Annotated in this window: 19 protein-coding genes; 10 read left to right on the plus strand and 9 right to left on the minus strand. The window is 74.8% G+C overall.

The features are described 5' to 3' along the window. Window positions 1-10: 10 nt before the first annotated feature. Window positions 11-1,159 carry an aminoglycoside phosphotransferase family protein gene (locus ABT118_RS25720; RefSeq protein ID WP_350673290.1) on the minus strand — a complete coding sequence of 383 codons (1,149 nt, stop codon included), beginning with the start codon at window positions 1,157-1,159 and terminating at the stop codon, window positions 11-13. Window positions 1,160-1,613: 454 nt separating this feature from the next. Between ABT118_RS25720 and ABT118_RS25725 the strand changes: the two genes are divergently transcribed. Further along, window positions 1,614-3,095 carry a DNA-binding protein NsdB gene (locus ABT118_RS25725; protein ID WP_350673293.1) on the plus strand — a complete coding sequence of 494 codons (1,482 nt, stop codon included), beginning with the start codon at window positions 1,614-1,616 and terminating at the stop codon, window positions 3,093-3,095. Here ABT118_RS25725 and ABT118_RS25730 read toward each other — a convergent pair. Further along, the gene (locus ABT118_RS25730) at window positions 3,083-3,385 is read right to left on the minus strand and encodes a PAS domain-containing protein (protein WP_350673296.1); all 303 of its coding nucleotides are present in this window, start codon (window positions 3,383-3,385) and stop codon (window positions 3,083-3,085) included. The two genes, ABT118_RS25725 and ABT118_RS25730, sit on opposite strands and share 13 nt — an antisense overlap. A gap of 297 nt (window positions 3,386-3,682) precedes the next feature. On the opposite strand from ABT118_RS25730, the gene ABT118_RS25735 reads away from it, so the two are divergent. Then, entirely contained in the window at window positions 3,683-5,098 is a 1,416-nt protein-coding gene (locus ABT118_RS25735; protein WP_350673298.1) for a HEAT repeat domain-containing protein, read from the plus strand. A 94-nt stretch (window positions 5,099-5,192) separates the two neighbouring features. Then, window positions 5,193-5,939, plus strand: coding sequence for a DUF1775 domain-containing protein (locus tag ABT118_RS25740; RefSeq protein WP_350673302.1), 747 nt, complete (start codon window positions 5,193-5,195; stop codon window positions 5,937-5,939). Between the two features lie 18 nt (window positions 5,940-5,957). On the opposite strand, the gene ABT118_RS25745 is transcribed toward ABT118_RS25740, so the two are convergent. Together ABT118_RS25745 and ABT118_RS25750 are read right to left on the minus strand one after the other, a co-directional pair. Continuing rightward, window positions 5,958-6,806: an undecaprenyl-diphosphate phosphatase gene (locus ABT118_RS25745; RefSeq protein WP_350673422.1), complete on the minus strand. Its 849-nt coding sequence runs from the start codon at window positions 6,804-6,806 to the stop codon at window positions 5,958-5,960. A 150-nt stretch (window positions 6,807-6,956) separates the two neighbouring features. Next, window positions 6,957-8,582 carry a CocE/NonD family hydrolase gene (locus ABT118_RS25750; RefSeq protein ID WP_350673306.1) on the minus strand — a complete coding sequence of 542 codons (1,626 nt, stop codon included), beginning with the start codon at window positions 8,580-8,582 and terminating at the stop codon, window positions 6,957-6,959. Between the two features lie 97 nt (window positions 8,583-8,679). Here ABT118_RS25750 and ABT118_RS25755 point away from each other — a divergent pair, with 97 nt between their 5' ends. Genes ABT118_RS25755 through ABT118_RS25770 form a run of 4 tightly spaced genes read left to right on the plus strand, consistent with a single transcriptional unit; the run spans window position 8,680 to window position 11,581 of the window. Next, the gene (locus ABT118_RS25755) at window positions 8,680-9,387 is read left to right on the plus strand and encodes a TetR/AcrR family transcriptional regulator (protein ID WP_350673313.1); all 708 of its coding nucleotides are present in this window, start codon (window positions 8,680-8,682) and stop codon (window positions 9,385-9,387) included. Between the two features lie 25 nt (window positions 9,388-9,412). Beyond that, the gene (locus tag ABT118_RS25760) at window positions 9,413-10,288 is read left to right on the plus strand and encodes an aldo/keto reductase (protein WP_350673316.1); all 876 of its coding nucleotides are present in this window, start codon (window positions 9,413-9,415) and stop codon (window positions 10,286-10,288) included. Beyond that, window positions 10,285-11,112, plus strand: coding sequence for a DUF3626 domain-containing protein (locus tag ABT118_RS25765; protein ID WP_350673319.1), 828 nt, complete (start codon window positions 10,285-10,287; stop codon window positions 11,110-11,112). The genes ABT118_RS25760 and ABT118_RS25765 overlap by 4 nt, the downstream gene beginning before the upstream one ends. Window positions 11,113-11,155: 43 nt before the next feature. Further along, a complete protein-coding gene (locus tag ABT118_RS25770; protein ID WP_350673322.1) occupies window positions 11,156-11,581 on the plus strand; it encodes an ASCH domain-containing protein in 426 nt (141 codons plus the stop codon). Window positions 11,582-11,608: 27 nt separating this feature from the next. Here ABT118_RS25770 and ABT118_RS25775 read toward each other — a convergent pair whose 3' ends face one another. Further along, window positions 11,609-12,496 (minus strand): LysR family transcriptional regulator, encoded by an 888-nt coding sequence (locus tag ABT118_RS25775; RefSeq protein ID WP_350673325.1) that lies wholly within the window; start codon window positions 12,494-12,496, stop codon window positions 11,609-11,611. A 99-nt stretch (window positions 12,497-12,595) separates the two neighbouring features. Here ABT118_RS25775 and ABT118_RS25780 point away from each other — a divergent pair, with 99 nt between their 5' ends. Together ABT118_RS25780 and ABT118_RS25785 are read left to right on the plus strand one after the other, a co-directional pair. Next, on the plus strand, window positions 12,596-12,970 hold the full coding sequence (locus ABT118_RS25780; RefSeq protein ID WP_350673329.1) for a YybH family protein: 375 nt from the start codon (window positions 12,596-12,598) through the stop codon (window positions 12,968-12,970). A gap of 65 nt (window positions 12,971-13,035) precedes the next feature. Next, a complete protein-coding gene (locus tag ABT118_RS25785; RefSeq protein ID WP_350673333.1) occupies window positions 13,036-13,566 on the plus strand; it encodes a gamma carbonic anhydrase family protein in 531 nt (176 codons plus the stop codon). A 7-nt stretch (window positions 13,567-13,573) separates the two neighbouring features. On the opposite strand, the gene ABT118_RS25790 is transcribed toward ABT118_RS25785, so the two are convergent. The 4 genes from ABT118_RS25790 to ABT118_RS25805 all read right to left on the minus strand — a co-directional run bounded on the left by ABT118_RS25790 (window position 13,574) and on the right by ABT118_RS25805 (window position 16,559). Then, window positions 13,574-14,431 carry a 5-oxoprolinase subunit C family protein gene (locus ABT118_RS25790; protein ID WP_350673337.1) on the minus strand — a complete coding sequence of 286 codons (858 nt, stop codon included), beginning with the start codon at window positions 14,429-14,431 and terminating at the stop codon, window positions 13,574-13,576. Continuing rightward, window positions 14,428-15,072 carry a 5-oxoprolinase subunit B family protein gene (locus tag ABT118_RS25795; RefSeq protein ID WP_350673342.1) on the minus strand — a complete coding sequence of 215 codons (645 nt, stop codon included), beginning with the start codon at window positions 15,070-15,072 and terminating at the stop codon, window positions 14,428-14,430. The genes ABT118_RS25790 and ABT118_RS25795 overlap by 4 nt, the downstream gene beginning before the upstream one ends. Beyond that, on the minus strand, window positions 15,072-15,836 hold the full coding sequence (locus tag ABT118_RS25800; RefSeq protein ID WP_350673344.1) for a LamB/YcsF family protein: 765 nt from the start codon (window positions 15,834-15,836) through the stop codon (window positions 15,072-15,074). The genes ABT118_RS25795 and ABT118_RS25800 overlap by 1 nt, the downstream gene beginning before the upstream one ends. Before the next feature lie 180 nt (window positions 15,837-16,016). Beyond that, a complete protein-coding gene (locus ABT118_RS25805; RefSeq protein WP_350673347.1) occupies window positions 16,017-16,559 on the minus strand; it encodes a hypothetical protein in 543 nt (180 codons plus the stop codon). A 162-nt stretch (window positions 16,560-16,721) separates the two neighbouring features. Here ABT118_RS25805 and ABT118_RS25810 point away from each other — a divergent pair, with 162 nt between their 5' ends. Continuing rightward, entirely contained in the window at window positions 16,722-18,257 is a 1,536-nt protein-coding gene (locus ABT118_RS25810; protein WP_502884668.1) for a hypothetical protein, read from the plus strand. Window positions 18,258-18,384 lie beyond the last annotated feature (127 nt).

Raw genomic sequence — 18,384 nt, forward strand, 5'->3', positions numbered from 1 at the left:
ACGACGGGCCCTAGCGGGTGCCGACGGCGGTGCGGACCGCGCGGCGGGCGAGGGCGGCGTCGTCGTAGAGGCGGCGGATCATGATGCGCTGCTCCTCGCCGGCGCCCGGCACGTCGTGCAGGCGGATCTCCCGCATCAGCACCAGGACCAGGTTGACCAGGAACGCGTCCCGGGCCACCGTGCCGCCGGACTGGGCGAGTTGGCTGATCTGGCGACGGGCGGCGGAGTCCCCGGAGAGGACGCTCCAGAGCACCGCCAGGTCGTACCCGGGCAGGTACCAGCCGGTCTGCTCCCAGTCGACCAGGACCGGTCCCGAGGGAGCGAGCAGGATGTTGCCGAGCAGCGCGTCGCCGTGGCAGAGCTGGAGCGGGCTGCCGGCCAGGCCGTGCAGCAGGGCCCGCAGGTCGCCCGCGTCCCGGTCGGTGAGCTGCCCGACCGAGTGGAACCGGGCGATCTCGGTCTGGTAGTCGAGCGGCTTGCCGAACACGTCGGTCGGCGGCCGCCAGAGGTTGAGCGACCGGATCGAGCCGAGCACGGCCCGCAGCTCGCCGGGGGTCGGCGCGCTCACCGGGTGGCGCTCGCGGGCGGCCTGACGGCCCGGCACCCGCTCCATCACCAGCACGCAGCGGTCGTGGTCGGCGGCCACCAGCCGGGGCAGCCGGACCGGCGGACGGTGCCGGACGAAGGCCCGGTAGACCGAGACCTCGTGGTGGAAGCGCTCGATCAACTGCTCGGCGTGCTCGCTCCGGAGCGCCTGCGGGGCCAGGCACTTGGCGACCACGGGCGACCGGCCGATGGTGCCGGCGATCAGGATGTGTCGGCTGCCTTCCCGCAGGACCTGGCGGGGAAGGAAGCCAGGGCATATCCGCGCGATGTTGGCGAGCACGGCCCGTACGGCGGGGGTCTGGAGGGCGGCCGGGTCGAGCCGGTCGGCGGTGGCGGCCTCCAGGGCGCGGCCGCGGAAGAGCCGGTCGCCGCCGATGCCGTTGCGGGCGGCGAGCTGGTCGGCCTGGCGGGGGAGCAGGCCGCGGCCGGCGGCGAGCGCCCGGGGGTCGCGGAGGGGGGCCTGACCCTGGCCGGGGCGACCGCCGGCTGCGGTGGGGGGGCGCAGCGCGGTGCGGGGCTGGGTGGGGGTGCCGGTGGTCGCTGAGGAGTACATGGGCTGGTGAGGGTCCCTTCCTGGCCGGCGGCTGGCCTCTGCCGGTGTCTGCTGCGGACTGCTCCGGCGGCGGATGTGTGCACCTGCTCGGTGCACCGCCGGGGCCTGAGGGGGTGGAGTACAGGCGCCGGGCACGGAACTCGAGTGGCCGTCACGGCCGCACCCTGGGGAATGCGGTCCGTGCGCCTGCCCTGGCCATGCCCGGCGCCTGTGCGCCACCCTGCCGCGCCACCCCCTCGGATGAGGCCCCGGGAAGTCCGTTGACCGGCTCCCAGGGCAGTCCCTGGGCCGTTTTCGGGCTTCCCGACCCGGAGTCGGGGTGGCGCATCTCTACCTGACACCCGGTCAGCACTGGTGCACCATGTGGCGGACCCTGGCGAAGCGTGGCGAATGGTCGCGCGGCACATGCCAGCGCACTAGGGTCGGACGCAGCCGAGGAACCTGGGGGCTTCACGTGAGCAAGGGGCCGAACGCCAGATTCGCCGACCTCTTCGCCCTGACCGGTTGGTCCAAGGGCGAGTTGGCGAGGCTGGTGAACCGGCGCGGTGCGGCGATGGGCCAGCAGCAGCTGTCCACCGACACCTCGCGGGTGCGGCGCTGGATCGAGCAGGGGGAGATCCCCCGCGACCCGGTGCCGAGACTGCTGGCCGCCGTGTTCACCGAGCGGCTCGGCCGTGTCGTCACCACTGAGGACCTCGGTCTGGAACGACACCGGCCCACCAGGTCCGGCAGCACGCCGTCAGCAGAACCCTGGGAGCCGGATCGGACGGCTGAAGTCCTCACCGAGTTCACGAGAATGGACCTCATGCTGAACCGACGCGGACTGGTGGGCGCGGGTAGCGCGCTCACCGCGGGTGCCCTCATCAGCGACAACCTCTACGACTGGATGCGCGGCGCCGACGTGGCGCTGGCCGCCGAACGGCCCGGCCCCCGGCGGGTGGTCACCCAGGGCGGGCCCCGGCCGGTGGTCGACGTCTACGAGCCCGGCCCGGTGGGCGCGGAGGAAGTGACCGCGCTGGAGCGGTCGGTGGAGGTGTTCCGGGCCTGGGACGCCTCCCGCGGCGGCGGCCTGCAGCGCAAGGCGGTGGTCGGCCAGTTGAACGAGGTCGGCGGGCTGCTCACGCACGACCTGCGGCCCGAGGTGAAGCAGCGGCTCTGGACGGTGGCCGCCAACCTGGCGGTGCTGGCCGGCTGGATGTCGCACGACGTGGGCCTGGAGCCCACCGCGCAGCGGTACTTCGTGATCGCCGCGCAGGCGGCCAGAGAGGCCGACGACCGGCCGAGAGCCGGCGAGGCGATCTCCCGGGCGGCCCGGCAGATGCTCCATCTCGGCCGCGCCGACGACGCGTTGGAGCTGATGCAGCTGGCCAGGGCCAGCAGCGGCGACCGGATGCTGCCGCAGACCAGGGCGATGCTGCACACCGTGGAGGCCTGGGCGCAGGCCGCACTCGGCCGGGCGGAGGCCACCCGCCGGGTGCTCGGCGAGGCCGAGGAGCTGTTCGTGCAGCAGAGCGACCTGGCGGTGCCGACCTGGATGGCCACCTTCAACGAGGCCGAGCTGCACGGGATGCAGGCGCTGGTCTACCGGACGCTGGCCGAGCACGACCCGGGCGCGGCCCGGCTGGCCGAGCGGCACGCCCAGCAGGCGATGGACCTGCGGGCCACCACCGGCCGGGAGCGCTCCAGCCTGCTGGACGAGATCACCCTGGCCTCGGTGTACTGGCTGTCCGGTGAGCCGGAGGGCGCGCTGACGCACGCCAAGCTGGCGCTGAACTCGATCGGCCAGACCTCTTCGACCAGGACCTGGGACCGGCTGCGCGAGATGTACCGGCTGTCCGGCCGCTACCAGGGGGTGCCGGCGGTGGCCGAGCTGCGGGCGGAGATCCACGCGGTGCTCCCGCCGCCCCGTTGGAGCACCGACACTCAGCCGAGCTGACGGAGTGACATCCGCAGGGCGGTGACCCGGCCGTCCTGGTCGAGCAGGGGCTCACCGGTGACCTGGACCCGGCGCGGCTCGTCCCCGGGCCGTTCGATCGGCACCAGGCCGGATTCGGCCTGCCCGCGCAGCAGCGCGGCGGCGACCACCCGGCGGAGCGCGGGCCGGTCGGCCCGGAGCAGCTGGTCGAGGCTGAGCGGGCCGAGCCCCGGATCGCGGCCGAGCAGCCGGTACACGCCGGGCTGCCAGCTGACCTGGTCGGTGTGCAGGTCCCAGTGCGCGGTGCTCATCGCGGCCCCTCACGACGGTGCGGGTAAGGAGGACGCCCGGGGCGGGCGGCGGTGGACCGACTCTGCCACGACGGTGCGGCGGGTGTGAGGGGTTCCGGCATTTCCTTCACGGGATTTCCACTGGCATATGCGGACATGGGGTCCGAACAGGGGCCTGAAAGGTCCTGTGTGCGTAAGGGGCGCCCAGGCGGTAACCTTCGGTGATTCCGGCGCCCGGGCGCCCTTGCAGGAGCCATCAGACCCCCCGGCGGCGGAAATCCCGTTGCCACTACGACCGCCGCAACGGATGCTGACGTCATGTTCGAGCCAGTGATAGCGCCCAGTGCCAGCCTCCTCGGCCTCCTTCAGCGAGGTCGCGGTGACGGGCAGTTGCATGCGCTGGCGGCCGACCGGCACGAGGCGATCGCCGCCTTGGACGAGTGCGTGACCCACGACCCCCGGGTCGACTGGCAGGTCGAGAACCGCTCCCTTTACTACGCCCGCCTCTTCATGGAGCTTGAGGCACCGCTCAGCGGGCTCGAACAGCACCTGCACAGCGCCGAGGACGTGTTCGAGCCGGACGAGGCCCGCACCGGGCTGGCCCTGGCCGTGCTCGGGCACCTGGCCGCCTACGGCCGCCGGGACGCGCTCGACCTGCTGCGCGGCTACGTCGCGGTCGGCACCAACTGGGCCTGGGCCCTGGACGAGCTGGCCCTGCGCGACGACGACCGGTCACTGCTCTCGCTCGCCCCCTCGGTGCTGGCCCGCTTCGCGGCCGACCCGCAGGGCGACGCCGAGCTCCGGGCCGCGATCAGAGCCGCGTACGAGCCCAGGCCGTGGCGCCTGTGGGCCGCGCATCACCCCCGGGTGGCCACCGCGAGCGAGCAGTCACCGTTCGACCTGTGGCAGCGGCAGCTGAACCGGGGCGGCGTCACCCCCGGCTGGAGCACCGCCGACGTGCTGGCCTGGGCCGACCAGGCCGAGCCCGGCGGCTCCGCCGAGCGCCGCTCGGCCGCCGCCGCCCGCTGTCTGGCCGCCGTGGTGCGCCCCGAGGACCGCGAGACGGTGCTGGAGGCGGCCCGGACGGGCTCGCCCGGCGCCCGCACCGCCGCCCTGCGCTACCTGGTGGACCAGCAGGACCCGGAGGTCGCCGATCTGATCGAGGCCGCCGCCGCCGACATCGACGAGCGGGTGGTCGACGCGGCCCTGTCCGTGCTCGGCCGGATGCGCGGCCCCGCCGCCCTCGCGCACGCCCGCCGCTGGGCCGATCCGGCCACCGGCGGCGCCGACAGCGCGCTCGGCGAGGCCGCCGTCCAGCTGCTCGCCGACGCGGGCGACCCGGCCGACGGGCCGCTGGTGACCGACGGGCTGCGCCAGTGGATCTCGGTCCGCGGCGTGACCGGTGCGGGCCTGGGCACGCTGGTCGACGGCGTGGGGCGGCTGGCCGCCGCCGGAGCCGTCCCCGCCCTGCGCCACGTCTACGGCGAGGCGGTCTCCTCCGAACTCCGCGGCCGCGCCGCCCGCGCGCTGGCCGTGACGGACCCGTACTTCGCCCGCAGCATCGCGGTCGAGAGCCTCTGGGACTGCGAGGAGGCCACCCGCGAGCTGGCCGCCCGCCACGTCGCCACCACCGGCGACGTCCGGGTGCTGGAGCGCCTGCGCCGGCTGGCCGCGGACCCGGCCGAGGAGGCCGAGGTGCACGCGATCATCCGCGGCCGCCTGACCGGGCACTGACCCCGGCCGGCTGCGCCGTTCCCCGCCGGGGCGGCGGGGCGGCTGGCATGATGGACGGGCCTCTGACCGCCCGCGCCTGGGAGTCCCGCCGCCGATGAACCGTTACCGCTCGCTCGCCCGTGCCGCCACCCCGATAGCCGCCCTGGCCGGGGTGGTGCTGCTCGGCGGCCCCGCCCTCGCGCACACCGGGGTCACCTCCCAGCAGGCCCAGGCCCTGGCGGTGGACGCCGTGCTGGCGTTCAAGGCGGCGGGGGAGTCGGACACCGCCGGGATCGACGAGGTGCAGGTGGTGCTCCCGGCCGGGATCGCCCCGGCCGACGTGAGCCTGGTGAAGGCGCCCGAGGGCTGGACCTTCAAGCCGGGCGCGGAGGGGTTCACGGTGGCCGGGCCCGGTCTGGCCCCGGGGAAGAACGCCGAGTACCAGGTGAAGGTGCGTCAGCTGCCGGACGCCCCGCAGGTGGTGTTCAAGACCCTGGTGATGTACACCGACGCGCAGGTGGACCGCTGGATCGAGGTCCCGCAGGGCGGCAGCGAGCCGAAGAACCCGGCCCCGGTGCTCAAGCTGGCCAAGGCCGCCCCCGGCGCCACCCCGCTGGCGGCGGCGATCCCGTCGCCCACGCCGTCCCCGACGCCCTCGGTGGCGGCACCCTCGGCCTCGGCCTCGGCCTCGGCCTCGGCCTCGCCGGCTCCGGCGTCCAGCAGCCCGGCCCCGCTGCTCGCGGTGGAGACGTCCGGCGACCAGGGCGGCGGCAGCGGCCCGGTGGTCATCGGCGTGGTGGCCGTCCTGCTGGTCGCGGTCGGCGGAGTGGTCTGGTGGCGCCGCCGCTCGGCCGGGAGCTGACCGGCGGCGCCACCTCGGTCACTTCGCCGGGACGACGCCCGCGTCCGGTGCCAGCACGCCGGCGGTCACCAGGCCGATGATCACGATGCCGAGCAGCACCCGGTAGATCACGAACGGCATGAAGCTGTGACTGGAGATGTACTTCAGGAACCAGGCGATGGCCGCGTAGCCGACCACGAAGGCGATCACGGTGGCGAGGATCGTCGGCCCCCAGGCCGGGGCCGGCCCCTCGCCGATCTTGAACAGCTCCAGCACGCCGGAGGCCAGCACGGCCGGGATGGCGAGCAGGAAGGAGTACCGCGCCGCCGCCTCCCGGCTGTAGCCGAGCAGCAGACCCGCGCTGATCGTGCCGCCCGAGCGGGACACGCCGGGGATCAGCGCCAGTGACTGCGCCAGCCCGTACGCGATGGCGTGCGGCAGGGTGAGCTCGCTGATCGGCTTGGCGTGCCGGACCGCCCGGGTACGGTCGGCGACCGCCAGGATCACGCCGAACAGGATCAGGGTGGTGCCGATCACCCGGAGGTCGCGCAGGGTGGTCTCGATGGTGTCCTGGAAGAGCGCTCCGAAGATGCCGATCGGGAGCGTGCCCAGGATGACGAACCAGCCCAGCCGGGCGTTCGGGTCGCTGCGCCGCTCGCGCTTGAACAGCGCGACCACCCAGGCCGAGACGATCGCCGCGATGTCCTTCCGGAAGTAGATCAACACCGCCGTCTCGGTACCCAGCTGGGTCACCGCGGTGAAGGCCGCCCCCGGGTCCTGCCAGCCCGCCAGGGCGGAGAAGACCCGCAGGTGGGCGGAGGAGGAGACCGGGAGGAACTCGGTGAGACCCTGCACGAGGCCGAGCACGGCGGCGTGGAACCAGTCGATCACCGGGCACCCGCCGCGGTTATCTGGGGGAGGGCGCGCATCGGCTCAGATCCTCTTCTGTTCATGGATGGTGCGGAGCGCGCCGCCCCGTTCCCGCACCGGCCGCTGCCGGGCGCGGGGTGTCGTCCGGCGCGGCTAGATGATAAGGGGTCAAGGTGTACGGCCGCTGTCCCGGGTGCCGAGCACCGCGGGCTGGTGGACGGTGATCCGGGCCGGCTCCAGCCGGGTCGCGGTCGGGAACGGCTCGCCGGTGCCGGGATTGAGGGCGTAGCGCGGGTGCGGGGCGCCGCTCAGCTGGACCCTCAGCCGGTGTCCGATGGCGAAGGTGTGGGCGGTGGGGTCGAGTTCGAGCGTGACGGTGGCCGGGTCGATGCCGGTGGGGGAGAGCCGACGGATGCCGTCGGCGATGTTGACCGAGCGTCCGCGCGGGTCGACGTCGCAGAGCCGGACGAACAGGTCGGCGTGATCCGAGTCCACGGTCAGGTCGAGCCGGGGCGCCCCGAGCAGCCGCAGCGGCGCGGTGAGCGGTTCGCCGTCGAAGGTCAGCACGTCGGGGTGGGCCTCGCGACGGTTGTTCCGGCGTGGCCCGGCCTGGTCCGAGAGCAGCGCGCCGCCGGTCGAGGGGGTCGGGTCGGACGGATCGCACCGGAAGGTCACCGGCCCGGCGGCCGCCGGGTGTTCGACGGTGAGCGCGCCGTCCGCCAAGTACCAGTGCCGGGTCGGCCCGGCGGCCGGCCAGTCGGGGAGGTCCTGCCACTGCCCGTCGGTGTGCACCCGGACCGGGGTCGGCCGCAGCCCCGAGGGGTCGTCGGTGAGGTGGGCCCGTAGCCAGGCCAGGGTCTCGCGGTGCACGTCCGCCCACCCCGGCCCGAGGGCGGAGGTGTGCGTCCAGGGGCCGACCAGCAGCGAGGCCGGAGTCGCCGAGCCGCGCAGCCGCTCCCACTGCCGCAGGGTCTGGCCGAGGCAGACGTCCGACCAGCCGGTGATCAGCGCGGTCGGCACGGTGGAGTGCTCGGTGCCCGGGCCCAGGTCGGCGCCGGCCCAGAAGGGGTCGTCGGCCGCCGGACGGTCCATCGCCTCCTCCAGGTACGGCACCCGCCCGCCGGTCCCGGCGGTGTACGCCTCGCGCAGCGGCAGGCCGGTGGTGGCCCGGCGCAGGTTGCGCCGGAGCCGGAGCGAGGCGCCGAGCAGGGCGCCGACGCCGCGCTGGAAGTGCTCCAGGCCGACGGTGGCGACCAGCGCGTTCTCCAGGTTGAAGACGCCGCCGGACCAGAAGAAGGCGTGCGGGTCGTGGATCGCGTTCAGCAGCACCATGGCGCGGAGCTCCGGCGGACGCTCTGCGGCCAGCGCCCACTGCGCGTACCCCAGGTAGCTCGGGCCGACGGTGCCCAGCACGCCGGTGAACCACGGCTGCCCGCGCAGCCACTCCAACGTGGCCAGGCCGTCCGCCCGTTCGTGCCGCCAGAGGGCGGACTCCCCGCCGGACCCGGCGGTGCCCCGGCAGCTCTGCAGCACCACGTTGAACCCCTGCTCGGCGAGCGCCAACCCGTACATCGGGGCCCACGGGAAGCCCCGGCCGTAGGGCGAGCGGAGCAGCACGGTGGGGAACCGGCCCGGGCCGAGCGGGAAGTACCGGTCCGTCAGCAGGGGGCTGCCGTCGGCGGCGGGCACCGTCAGGCCGGGTCGGTGGCCGACCTCGTACCGCCGGGGCGGCAGGCCGCGCAGGGTGCGGCGGAGCAGGCGGGCAGTGCGGGGCGGGCGCTGGCGACTGGTCACGGGGTCCTCCGGATGCTATTCCCGTACATAGTACGAGAATAGCAAGTGCTTGGATGGGGACAACAGGGGGAGCGGGTGACGGAGGAGAGGCACGGCGGTGAGCAGCGAGATCGACCCCGAGCGGCTCTGGCTGACGGCGGATCAGCCCCGGCTGGGGCGGCGGCCCCGGCACAGCCGGGACGAGATCACCGCGGAGGCGGTGGCGCTCGCCGATGCCGAGGGGCTGCCCGCCGTCACCATGCGGGCCGTCGCGGCCCGGCTCGGCGTCGGGACGATGTCGCTCTACAGCTACGTGCCCGACAAGGACACCCTGGTGGAGCTGATGATCGATCTGGCCGGGGGCGACCTCCCGCTGCCGGCCGCCCCCTCCGGCGACCTCGCCGCCGACCTGCGCGGCCTGGCCGAGGTCCAGCGGGCCCTGATGCGGCGTCACCCCTGGCTGCCCGCCGCACTGCCGCTGCGCCGCACCATCGGTCCGCGTGCGCTGACCGCCCTGGAGTACGCGCTCGCGGTGCTGGAGCCGACCGGTCTGCCCGGCGCCGCCCGGCTGGAGATCTTCTCGCTGCTCACCGGGTTCGTGGCCAGCCATGTCTCGTACGAACTCGCCCAGCAGCAGGCGGTGGAGCGTTCCACCCGGAGCGCGGCCGAGTTCGGGGCGGCCCAGTTCCGCTACCTCGCCGCGATGGCCGGCACCGGGCGCTACCCCCGGCTGGCCGGAGCGCTGGCCGAACCGCCGGCCCCCGCCGATCCCGAGGCGACCTTCGACCGCCTGCTCGGGCGGCTGATCGAAGGCCTGTTGCCATGATCATGATCTGTGGCATCATCCCCGGATGATCACTGCAGCGGCTTCCGGCACCTGGACCCTCGGCGACCTGACCGTGCACCGGCTCGGCTTCGGCGCGATGCGGCTGACCGGCAGCGCCGCCTTCGACCTCGGCGCACCCAGCAACCGGGAGCGCTCGATCGCGGTGCTCCGGCGGGCCGTCGAGCTGGGGGTCGACCACATCGACACCGCCGCGTTCTACTTCTCCTCGCTGCGCTCGGCCAACGAGCTGATCAACACCGCGCTCGCCCCCTACGCCGACGACCTGGTGATCACCACCAAGGTCGGCCCCGGGCGCGGCCCGTCCGGCGACTGGCTGGACTGGGCCCGGCCCGACCAGCTGCGCGGCCAGGTCGAGGAGAACCTGCGCCAGCTCGGCCGGGACCACCTCGACGTGGTGAACCTGCGGATGTACGGCCGGGACCCGCTCGCCGAGCACTTCGGCGCCCTGGCCGAGCTGCGGACCGCCGGTCTGATCCGCCACCTCGGCCTCTCCAACGCCGACACCGCCCAGCTCGCTGAGGCGCAGACCATCGCACCGGTGGTCTGCGTGCAGAACCGGTACGGCCTCGGCGCCACCCCCGCCCAGCAGGACGTGCTGCGCCGCTGCGGGGAGCAGGGCATCGCCTTCGTCCCGTTCTTCGCGATCGCGGGTGAGGGCAAGGAGAGCGGCGTGGGCGGCACCGACAGCCCCGAGCTGCTCGCGGTGGCCGCCGCGCACGGCGCCTCCCCGGCCCAGGTCAGGCTCGCCTGGACGCTGGCCCAGGGCGGGCACGTGCTCGCCATCCCCGGCACCGGCAACCCCGACCACCTGGTGGAGAACGTCGCGGCCGGCGCCCTCCGGCTGTCGCCCGCCGACCTGGCCGCCCTGGCGGACCGGTGACCGCCGCGGCGCAGTCGGCGCTCCGTCACATCGCGGCCCGGGCCACCGGCGGCCCGGTCGCCCCCGGCCTGCGGGTGACGCTGAACTTCCACCCGGACCGGGCATCGGCGACCGGCCGCCCGATCCTGCGCGGGCTGGCCGAGGACGGCGGCTACCACTCCCAGTTCGTCACCGGCACGGGCAACGGCGGCCTGACCGCCCACCCCGGCGGCGACCGCTGGCACTGGGAGAGCCGGATCTTCGGCGGTGCCTACGACGCCGCGCCCGCCGGACTGCGCCCGGTCTACGGTGCGCTGAACTTCCGTCACCGGCCGGGCGGCGCCGCCCCGAGGTTCGGCTCCGCGCACTTCCGGCTGACCACCGAGGCGCTGGCCAGGACCACCTTCTGCTATCCGGACAGCTTCCTGGAGCCCACCGACTTCGGCACCGCCGAGCGGATGTCGCTGATCGAGCTGGCCGAGGCGGACGAGCAGGACCTGCTGGACGACTACGTCGAGGCCCATGTGCACGGCGGCGTCCGGCTGGACCGCGATGTGGAGGCGCTGGTGCTGGACCCGAGCTTCCGGGGCACCGCCGTCGAGGCCGACGCGGCCGCGCTGCCCTGCCCGGTCGAGTGGCACCCCGGGTACCGGCTCCCGGTGTCCGAGCTGCGCCGCCACCCCGGCTACCGGGGCGCGCGGTACGTCGAGCTCGGCGCCGCGATCGCCGAGGACGGCCGGCTCGACCCCCGGGTGCTCGGGGCGGCGGTCGCCGCCGGGGAGCACGATCCGCAGGACCTCAAGAAGGTCTGGCACTACCTGGCCCGGTTCGGTACGGCGGGCTGAAAAGCCCGGGACTCCGCCGGCGGTGGCCGGTAGCCTGCGCGGCATGGATCCCGACGCCCTGCCCACGATGGAGTTCGGCTTTCCCGGACCGCTGCGCGACCGACTGGTGGCCGCGGTCCTGGCCGGCACCAAGACCACCACCTCCGGGCTGGTGGCCGGGTACGAGTACGACGGCGAGCCGCTGCCGGTGGCCGGTCTGCGGCTGGCGGTGCCGGATTCGGCGGGCCGCCGGGTGGCGGTGATCGAGCTGACCGAGGTCCGGGTGGTCCGGCTGGCCGAGGTCGACCTCAGGCACGCGGTGGACGAGGGCGAGGGCGACGAGTCGGTGGCCCAGTGGCGGGCCACCCACGAGGAGTTCTGGCACGGCCCCGAGATCCGGGCCGAGCTCGGCGCCGACTTCACGGTGGACGACGACACCCTGATCGCGGCCCAGCGCTTCCGGGTGCTGGCGGTGGAGCCGGGGCACTGACCCCCCGTCACCCGGCCTGACCCCCCGTCATCCGCCCTGGCCGCCGAAGGCCCGTCGGCCGTGCACCAGCAGCTCCCGGAGCGCGGGGTTGCGGGTGTCCCGCCAGACCAGGGCGAGCAGCGCGGGCGTGTCGACGTCGTCGATGCCGACCGGGGTGAGCCGGTCGCGGTAGTGCGCGGCCATCGAGGCGCTGAGCACCGCGACGCCGAGCCCGCGGGCGGCCAGGTCGACGATCGCGTCCGTGGCGCCGGCCTGCAGGGCGATCCGGGGTTCGAGGCCCTGCCCGGCGCAGGCCCGGTCCAGCACCGCGCGCAGGCCGGTGCCGGGCGGCATGCAGATGACCGGGTGGGCGAGCAGCTGGCGGAGCGTCACGCCGCTCCGGCCGGCCAGCGGATGCCCCGGTGGGACGGCGGCGACCAGCCGTTCGCTGATCACGGTGAACGCCTCCAGCCCGGCCGGGGTGGTGGCCGCGGCGCCGATCAGGGCGAGGTCGAGGGCGCCGGAGTGGACTCCCGCCACCAGCCGGTCCGAATCGTCCTCCTGCAGCGAGAGCTGGACCCCGGGGTGCGCCCGGTGGAAGTCGGCCAGCGCCTCGAACAGCGGGGCGACGGTGCAGCCGACCACCATGCCGACGGTCAGCCGGCCCCGGATCAGCTCGGTCACCTCACCGACCGCCTGCCCCACCGCCGCGGCGGCGGCCAGCGCGGCCCGGGCGTGTTCGAGCGCGGCCTTGCCCGCGACGGTCAGCGTGGCGGTGCGGGTGGACCGGTCGAACAGCTCGGCGCCCAGCTCGCGTTCGAGCTGCCGGATCTGCGCGCTGACGCCGGACTGGCTGATGTGCACCCGCTCGGCGGCCCGGGTGAAGTTCCGCTCCTCGGCGACCGCGACGAAGTACTCCAGCTGTCTCAGTTCCATGACCCGAGATTCTAGTTCTGATCGGAACCAGCTGTTGGACTTGTCGAACGGGCCGGGCCAAGCTGGAGGCACACCAGCACGGGACACCCGGAGGAAGCCATGACGGACTACCAGACGTACGAGAAGGCCATGCGACCCGAGGACCTCACCCGGTTCTTCGTCGAGCGCTCCAACGCCGGTGACGCGGCCGGGGTGGCGGCGCTGTACGAGGAGGACGCGGTGATGGCGTACCCGCCCGGCAGCCTGACGGTGGGTCGGGAGGCGATCCGCGAGCTGTGGGCCGGAGTGCTGGCCCACCGGCCCCGGTTCGACCCGGAGCCGCCGCTGCCCACCCTGGTCAGCGACGGCATCGCGCTGACCTCCACCCCGCCCGCCGACGGGACCGGCGCCCGGGCCCAGGTGGTCCGACGGCAGCCCGACGGCAGCTGGCTCCGGCTGCTGGACCAGCCCGAGTTCGCCGCCCCCACCGCCTGAGTGCCGGTCAACCGCCTTGGTACGGTGACCCGGAACCCCATCCGGACGAACCGACGGAGAAGCCCATGGCAGAGCCCCTGATCGCGGCGGTGGCCGACCGCGAGCCGAAGGTCGACCCGACCGCGTTCGTCGCCGCCAACGCGGTGGTGGTCGGGTCGGTCACCCTCGGCCCCGGCGCGAGCGTCTGGTACGGCGCGGTGCTGCGGGGCGATGCCGAGTCGATCACGGTCGGCGCGGACACCAACATCCAGGACAACTGCACGGTGCACGCCGACCTCGGCTTCCCGGCGGTGCTCGGCGAGCGGATCTCGGTCGGCCACAACGCGGTGCTGCACGGCTGCACGGTGGAGGACGACGTCCTGGTCGGGATGAGCGCCACGGTGCTCAACGGTGCCCGGATCGGCGCCGGTTCGCTGGTGGCGGCCGGTGCGGTGGTGCCGCAGGGCATGCAGGTCCCGCCCGGCTCGCTGGTGGCGGGGGTGCCCGCCAAGGTGAAGCGCGAGCTCACCGAGGACGAGCGCTCCGGCATCAAGGCCAACGGCCAGGGCTACCTGCTGCTGGCCCAGGCGCACGCCACCGGGCTCGACCCGCGCTGACCGGGCGTCAGCGGCCGAGCGGTACGAACCTGACCGGTGTGCCCGGCCGGGCCTGGGCGGCGGCGGCCAGATCGGCGACCGGGACGACACCGACCACCGGATAGCCGCCGGTGGTGGGGTGGTCGGCGAGGAAGACCACCGGGAGCCCGTCCGGCGGGACCTGCACGGCGCCCAGCACCATGCCCTCGCTGGGCAGTTCGCCCGTCCTGGAGCGGGGGAGCGGCAGGCCCTCGGTGCGCAGCGCGATCCGGTTGCTCGCGGCCGCGACCAGGTAGCGGGCGCGGGCCAGCAGGGTGCGGGCCGCCGGGGCGAACCAGTCCTGGTGCGGGCCCGGGTGCAGCCGGAGCACCAGCTCCGCCGGGGGCGCGGGCAGTGGGACCAGTTCGGCCCGGACGGCACCGGCGGTGTCCCCGACGGGCAGCAGCCGGCCGGCCGTCAGCGGGGCCGGGCCGAGGCCGGAGAGCAGGTCGGCGGAGCGGCTGCCCAATACGGGCGGGACCGCGATGCCGCCCGCCACCGCGAGGTAGCTGCGGACGCCGTGGGTGGCCGGGCCGAGCTCCAGCACCGCACCGTCCGGTACCGGCACCGCCGCGCCCCAGGCCACCGGCCGCCCGTCGAGCCGGACAGCGCAGGGCGCCCCGGTGACGGCGGCCAGCAGCGGGCCGACCGCGCGCAGGGCGACGCCGCCGAGGGTGGTCTCCAGCGCGGCGGTCCCGGCCGGGTTGCCGACCAGGCGGTTGGCGGCCACCAGCGCGGGCCCGTCCAGCGCCCCGGCCCGGGGCACCCCGAGGTGGGCCACCCCGCGCCGCCCCAGGTCCTGAACGGTCGTCAGCGGACCGGGCCGCAGCACCAGCAGCCCGGTCACGCCGCCGCCAGCGGTCCGGCCGCGCCCGCCGCCAGCGGCACGAAGCGGACCCGGACCCCCGGCGCGAGCAGGGCGGCGGGTTCGCGACCGGTGTCCCAGAGCGGCAGCGCGGTCCGCCCGAGCAGTTGCCAGCCGCCGGGCGAGGAGCGCGGGTAGACCCCGGTGTACGGACCGGCCAGTGCCACCGACCCGGCCGGGACGGAGCTGCGCGGGGTGGCCCGGCGCGGCACCTCGTACGGGGCGGGCAGTCCGGTCAGGTACCCGAAGCCGGGGGCGAAGCCGCAGAACGCGACCCGGTACTCGAACGAGCAGTGCAGCCGGACCGCCTCCGGGGCGGTGCACCCCCAGAGCGCGGCGACCTCGGCCAGGTCGGCGCCGTCGTAGACGGTGGGCACCTCGATCAGCGGGCCGTCGGCGGGCGGGTGCGGCGGCAGCTGCCAGCCGGTCAGCAGCTGCCGGGTGCGGGCCGGGTCGGCGAGGCCGTCGAGCAGGACGGTCCGGGCGGCGGGCACGATCTCGGTGACGGCCGGGAGTTCGTCCCGCCGGGCGAGCAGGGCGGCGTAGAGCGCGGCGACGGTCTCGCCGTCGGCCGCCCGCACCAGCAGTGCGTCGGCACCGACCTGGCGGAACGTCAGCTCCATCAGACGAAGGCCTCGACCCGTACCCCGGCGGAGGCCAGCGCCCCCCGGACCCGCCAGGCGAGCTGGGCCGCGCCCGGGGTGTCGCCGTGTACGCAGAGCGAGCGGGCCTCGACCGCGACCGGTTCGCCGCCGACGGCGGTGACCAGGCCGTCCCGGGCGATGCCGACCGCGCGGGCGATCACCGACTCGGGGTCGTGCACCACGGCCTCGGGGTCGCGGCGGGGCACCAGGGTGCCCGCCCAGGTGTAGGCCCGGTCCGCGAACGCCTCGGTGACCACCGGGAGTCCGACGCCCTCGGCCACCGCGAGCAGCCGGGAGCCCGGCAGCCCGAGCACCGGCAGCGGGCCGTCGCAGACCGCACCCGCCCGGAGCACGCCCGCGACCACGGCCTCGGCCTGCTCGGAGTCGGTGACCACCTTGTTGTAGAGGGCACCGTGCGGTTTGACGTAGGAGACCCGGGAGCCGGCCGCCCGGGCGAACACCTGGAGGGCGCCGATCTGGTAGGCGATCTCGTCCGCCAGCTCCTCCGGCGGGACGTCCATCGCCCGGCGGCCGAAACCCGCCAGATCGCGGTAGGAGACCTGGGCACCGATCCGGACCCCGCGCTCGGCGGCCAGGGCGCAGACCTTGCGCATGGTGGAGGGGTCGCCGGCATGGAAGCCGCAGGCCACGTTGGCGCTGGTGACCACGGAGAGCAGGGCCTCGTCGTCGGTCAGGGTCCAGCGCCCGAACCCCTCGCCGAGGTCCGCATTGAGATCGATCACCGATTCGGCCACACCAACGCCCGCCTCCCGCGCCCGGCATCCGTCGCCGTCTGTTGGGGGTGATCGTAGGGCCTGCGCGCGGGCGCGTGTGCACGTGACCCGAGCCCGGAGCGCGCACCCTCGGGTGCGCGCTCCCTCACATGGCGGAACGTTTCGTCCCTCGACCCGGTCGCGGGCCGGTCAGGCCGCCAGGGCCTGCGGTGTCCCGCGCAGCGCCTCGGCCCGCTCCAGCTTCCGGATGCCGCGCAGCACGATCAGCAGCGGGACGACCCCGATCACCCCGAACGACATGTCGACGAATCGCCACACCAGCGGAATCCCCCGGAGCGGCCCGCAGATCAGCGCCAGCGGGATGATCGCGGCGCAGGCGGTCATCGCCCACTGGATCACCCAGACGTTGCGCACCGGGTCCCGGTACGGACCCCAGAAGGCGATCGCGATCACCAGGTGGGCGAAGGCCAGCCAGTCGGTGCCGTACGCCAGGAAGGGGTAGCGGACGTTGGTGTCGGCGATCCCGTCCCGGACCCGCTCGGCCCAGGCGGCGGCGGCCGGGAAGTGCTCGGCGAGCGGCGACCCGTCCACCAGCCCGACCAGCCAGCGGGTCTCGGCCTCCAGCGGAAAGGCCGTCAGGCCGCTGAGCACCAGGCAGACGATGAAGATCCCGATCCACCGGCGGACCCGGCGCAGCACGGCGGCCTCGGCGGTCCTCTGATCCTCGGTCATGTCCCAAACCCCCATACGGGTAGTGCGGATCGGGTTCACTGCCCCGACCTGCGCAGGACTGACTCTAGAACGAAGAACTGAACATGTTCAACTCTGCTTCGGAAAGGCGGACAACGGGGTCGTTTCGGACTCTGTCGGGGTGAACCCCTAACCTTGACCTCCGTGACCGCCATCGCAGACCAGCCCACCGAGCAGACGCTCCGGCCGCCCGCCCCCGGCGCCGCCCGGCCCGCGCCGGGCCCGGCCGCCGACGAGGGGCTGGCCCGCCGGCTCAAGGCGCTGGCCTGCACCGCCCCGCTGCACGACCTGGAGAACCGCAAGGTCAACCTGGCCGGCGAGTACAGCTCGTACGCGATGGCCGAGGTCGGCCTCGCCGTGATCGACCTGGTCACGCTCAACATGGACTTCGACACCGGGGCCGACCGCGACATAGTGCTCGGCCGCCTGCTCTCCCGGGTCGCCGCGCAGAACCCGGCCCGCCCGACCGCCGAGCACGAGCGGGTCGGCCGCTGGGTGCTCGAGTCGCTGATCAACGTCGGCAGCGTGGACCGGGGCTTCCGCGCCGTCTACGGCACCTTCGGCTCCGACGGCTCGTACGTCCGGCGCGACTACGACTTCAAGCTGATCGAGGAGGTGCCGGGCCCGGACGGCGGCGTCTACCTGCGCACCACCGACGAGGCGGTCAACGTCCTGGTCGGCGCGCTCGACACCGACGTGACGTCGGCTCAGATCGCCGCCGAGGTGAAGCTGGAGGTCCTGATCAGCCGGGGCCGCCTCGCCGACGCCCAGCTCGCGGCCGAGCAGGCCCGCTACCGCACGGTCCAGTACGCCGAGACGCTGCGCCGCGCCCTGGACGCGACCCGGCGCAACGTCCGCGCGGTGGACTGGATGCAGGCCGTCCCCGACCTGATCGACGAGGCGCTCGACCACATCGCCGACCGCTACCGGCACGAGAACGCGATCCTCACCAACATCCGCAAGGCCCGCGACGAGTCCGAGGACCCGGAGCAGAAGCGCCGCGCCGCTGAGCTGGTCGACATCGTCAAGGACTGCATCCGGCGCCACACCCAGCTGCAGACCCGCCTGCTGGAGGCCGGGCCGCTGTTCCGGGCCGAGCAGGACCGGCAGGCCTTCGCCGCACCGACCGCGCGCAGCGGCGTCGACCTGTACGGGCAGCTGCTCGCCCCGCTGCTGGAGCTGCCGGTCGGTCAGGCGATCGGGCCCACCGACGCGTTCTTCGCCCGGGGCATCGGGCTCCGCACCCCGGTCTCGGTCCGGGTCGCCGACCTGGTCGACCTGCTGCTCACCCCGCCGGTCGAGCGCGAGCACCTCGGCGCCGAGCTGCCCGACCCCGACCTGGTCGCCACACCCGACGACAGCCGCTTCTCCGAGGCCCAGCTGGAGCGCGCGCTGGAGCTGCTCGACCTCCCGCCGGACGCGCCGCGGCGCCTGTCCGGCCTGCTGGCCGAGGCCCGCCGCGGCGACCCGGAGCTGCCGTACCTGGTCGCCCTGCTCGCCGTCCACGCGGCCAGCCCGCCGGTCGGGACGGCGTACCGTCAGGGCGAGGAGCGGCTGCTCTTCGCGGTGGACGACGGCACCCGGCTGGACGACCCGGAGTTCGGCGGGGCCGACCTGATCGTGGGCAGCGCCCTGCTCGACGCCGCCGGCATGGCGGCGGACCGCAAGGACGCGAGCTGATATGCGTGTCGGGTCATACCAACAGGGGCGCGGGGAACTGCGCGCTTCGGCAGGCAACCCGTCCCGCAGGCTCTCCCGGAGAGCACGTGGCACCGTCCCGCCGTCGCGGAGCGGCCGCACCGTTGCC

Origin of the sequence: Kitasatospora sp. NPDC002040 (genome assembly GCF_040296785.1) — a bacterium.
Lineage (GTDB): Bacteria > Actinomycetota > Actinomycetes > Streptomycetales > Streptomycetaceae > Kitasatospora.